The 3,178-nt window shown below is 64.3% G+C and carries 3 protein-coding genes; 1 reads left to right on the top strand and 2 read right to left on the bottom strand.

Going from position 1 to position 3,178, the window contains the following annotated elements:
* Positions 1–347, top strand: a 347-nt coding sequence (locus EN742_RS29400; RefSeq protein ID WP_148670342.1) for an amidohydrolase family protein, incomplete at its 5' end; no start/stop codon positions are given.
* A gap of 226 nt (positions 348–573) precedes the next feature.
* Here EN742_RS29400 and EN742_RS29395 read toward each other — a convergent pair.
* Entirely contained in the window at positions 574–2,100 is a 1,527-nt protein-coding gene (locus tag EN742_RS29395) for a malonyl-CoA synthase (RefSeq protein WP_126056918.1), read from the bottom strand.
* Positions 2,101–2,185: 85 nt separating this feature from the next.
* A complete protein-coding gene (locus tag EN742_RS29390) occupies positions 2,186–2,932 on the bottom strand; it encodes a GntR family transcriptional regulator (RefSeq protein ID WP_126056919.1) in 747 nt (248 codons plus the stop codon).
* Positions 2,933–3,178 lie beyond the last annotated feature (246 nt).

Genomic DNA, 3,178 nt, shown 5'->3' with positions numbered 1-3,178 from the left:
TCGTGCTGGTCACCGACGCCATGGCGACGATCGGCACCGACATGACATCGTTCACGCTGAACGGCCGCACCATCTACCGCAAGGACGGCAGCCTCAGACTGGCCGACGGCACGCTGGCCGGGGCCGATCTCGACATGATCTCGGCCGTGCGCTTCATGCACCGCGGCGTCGGGCTTGAGCTTGGCGAGGCACTGCGCATGGCTTCGCTCTATCCGGCCGAGGCGGTCGGCCAGGCGCACCGGCTCGGCCGCTTCGCCAACGGCACCGCCGCCGACATCGTGGCACTGTCGGACGATCTGGATGTCCAAGGCGTCTGGATCGGCGGGAAGAAGGTGTTCGGGGCGTAGGCCATCGATCCCACCGCAATTGGGAAACCAACGTTCGCAATTGGCCGGAGCCCTTCGCGCATCGTCATCCTCGGGCTTGACCCGAGGATCCATGCCGTGACCTGTGACGTAAAGTGTAACGGTGCAGAATTCTGTAAACGTTGCAACGCCTTGGCGTCTCGGCATGGATCCTAGGGTCTACGCCGCGTCGCTTCGCACCTTGCTTCGCCCTAGGATGACGAAGCTATTAGCCGGCTCGAACCGCTGCGTAGAGATCCTTGTAGGTCTCGCGCAAAACGTTCTTCTGCACCTTGCCCATGGTGTTGCGGGGCAACTCGTCGACGAAGATCACCTGCTTCGGATGTTTGTATCGGGCGAGCCGGCCCGCAATGGCGTCAAGGACGTCGGCCGCGCCGATGGCCGAGCCCGGCTTGCGCACCACGACCGCGGTGACACCCTCGCCGAAGTCCGGATGAGCGACGCCGATCACCGCGCTTTCGCTAACGCCGGCAAGCGCATCGATCTCGCCTTCGATCTCCTTGGGGTAGATGTTGTAGCCGCCGGAAATGATCAGGTCCTTGCCGCGCCCGACGATATGCACATAGCCGTCCCGGTCGATGAGGCCGAGATCGCCGGTGATGAAGAAGCCGTCGGGACGGAATTCGGCCGTAGTCTTTTCCGGCATCCGCCAGTAGCCGGCAAAGACGTTCGGGCCCTTCACCTCGATTATGCCGACCTTGCCCTGAGCAAGCGACCCGCTGCCGTCTGGATCGGCGATGCGCAGCGAAACACCCGGCAAAGGAAAGCCGACCGTGCCGGCGCGCCGCTCGCCATCATAGGGGTTGGACGTGTTCATATTGGTCTCGGTCATGCCGTAGCGCTCGAGGATGGCGTGGCCGGTGCGCTCGCGCCAGGCGGCATGCGTCTCGGCCAGCAACGGCGCAGACCCGGAAATGAACAGGCGGATGTTCTTGGCCGCCTGGGCGTCCAGGCCCTCCTGCTGCAGAAGCCTGACATAAAAGGTCGGCACGCCCATCAATGCCGTGGCGCGCGGCAGCAGCGCGATGATGCGGGCCGGGTCGAATTTTGCTTCGAACAGCATCGAGGCGCCGGCCATCAGGATGACGTTGGTGGCCACGAAGAGGCCATGCGTGTGGAAGATCGGCAGCGCATGGATTAGGACGTCATCGGACGTGAAGCGCCAGTACTCGACCAGCACATGTGCGTTCGACGCAAGGTTCTCGTGGCTGAGCATGGCGCCCTTCGAGCGGCCGGTCGTGCCCGATGTGTAGAGGATCGCGGCAAGGTCGTCCGGTCCGCGCGCCACGTCGTTGAAATCCGCCTGATATCCGGAAGCGCTTTCCGGCAGCGAACCGTCGCCGTGCTGGCCAAGCGTCGCCAGCGCCGCGCCGGACGCTTGCGCCAGCGGGGCGATATCGGCCGCCCTTGCCGGGTCGCAGACCACCAGCCGTGGTTCGGCATCGCCAAAGAAATAGCGGAGTTCCGGCGGCGTGTAGGCGGTGTTGAGCGGCAGGAAGACGGCGCCGGCGCGCAGGCAAGCGAGGTAGAGCAGCACCGCTTCCGGGCTCTTCTCGACCTGCACGGCGACGCGGTCGCCCGGCGCCACGCCGGATTGCACCAGCGCATGCGCCAGCTGCGCCGATCGCGCCAGCATGTCGCCATAGGTGAGAGATCGCCCATCATCCGTCCGCATAAGCAGCCGCTGCGGCGCCGTGACGCGGGCGCGAAAAGCGTCGAACAGGTGATTGCTCATTGTTGCTCCCGCGAATGGCGCGGCGAATCCTGAATTCGCATCGTTTCGGTCAGAGCGAATATCAGATTTGAGGCTGAACGAGCAGCTATTTGCGCCCGCGGTGCGCCTTGGCGGCACTCACCTTCGGATCATCGTCCCGGCTGAAGCGCGCCATGCACCTGGCCGCCGTCAGCCGGTAATGGTTGAGCAGGGCCTCGACCGCGCCATCGGCGTCGCCATCGAGCGTGCGTTCGGCGATCTGGCGGTGCTCGGCAAGATCGTCGCGCTCGTCTCCCAGGCCGTGCTGCGACATCAGCCGGTAGCGGGAAGCCTGGTCGGAAAGTTGGTCGCAGAAACCGACCAGCCAGTGTGACCGGCAGCCCGCAATCAGCGCGCGATGGAAGGCCCGATGCAGCTTCTCCCAGTCGGGATTGTTCGACGAGGGATCCTCCGGCATGCGGCGCTGGGCGCGCGCCAGGCGGTGCAGGGCCAGCACCAGCTGCTCCTCCCACTCGCCGGTGCGGTGTTCGATCGATTCGCGCAGCGCGCGCTCCTCAAGCCAGCAGCGGGTGCGCGTCAGTTCCTCCAGCTCCTCGGCGCTGACCGGCATGAGGAAGAAGCCGCGCTGGTCGTGGCGGCCAAGCAGACCTTCGGAGGCGAGACGGTTGAGAGCCTCGCGCACGGGCGAAGCGCCGGCACCATATCGCGAAACCACCCATTCGACCCGAAGCTTGCTTTCGGTCTCCAGCACACCGCGCAGGAGATCGTCCCGAAGCTGATGATAGACCGTGCTGGCGAGGGTGCTCTTGGGTCCGGCACCTTCATCGCCCGGATCGGCGGTTCCGTATGTCAATATGGCTCCTGTTGCCTGCCTTGGCCTGTTGTTGGTTCTTGTTGCGAAGCAGTCTCAATCCCATACACGTACTATACCGTGCCACACTTCGCAGCCTCAAGCGGAAGATGATGGTATTCGACTTAAAGAGGATAGAGCGCACTGGCCCGCCGAAGTAACGGTCGGCTAAAGAATCTTGAGTTTCCTGCATCGCTTGGGGCGCTGAACAGCGAAGCTACTCATTTCGGCCATCAGTCAGACTGGGTA

The organism is Mesorhizobium sp. M4A.F.Ca.ET.020.02.1.1, from assembly GCF_004022645.1.
In the GTDB taxonomy this organism is placed as follows: Bacteria; Pseudomonadota; Alphaproteobacteria; order Rhizobiales; family Rhizobiaceae; genus Mesorhizobium.
The sequence above is the reverse complement of the archived record's forward strand: the minus strand, read 5'-3'. Positions and strand labels throughout refer to the sequence as shown.

Excerpts from the sequence above, each read along its gene's own strand:
- EN742_RS29395 (WP_126056918.1), bottom strand. The coding sequence starts at position 2,100 with ATGAGCAATCACCTGTTCGACGCTTTTCGCGCCCGCGTCACGGCGCCG.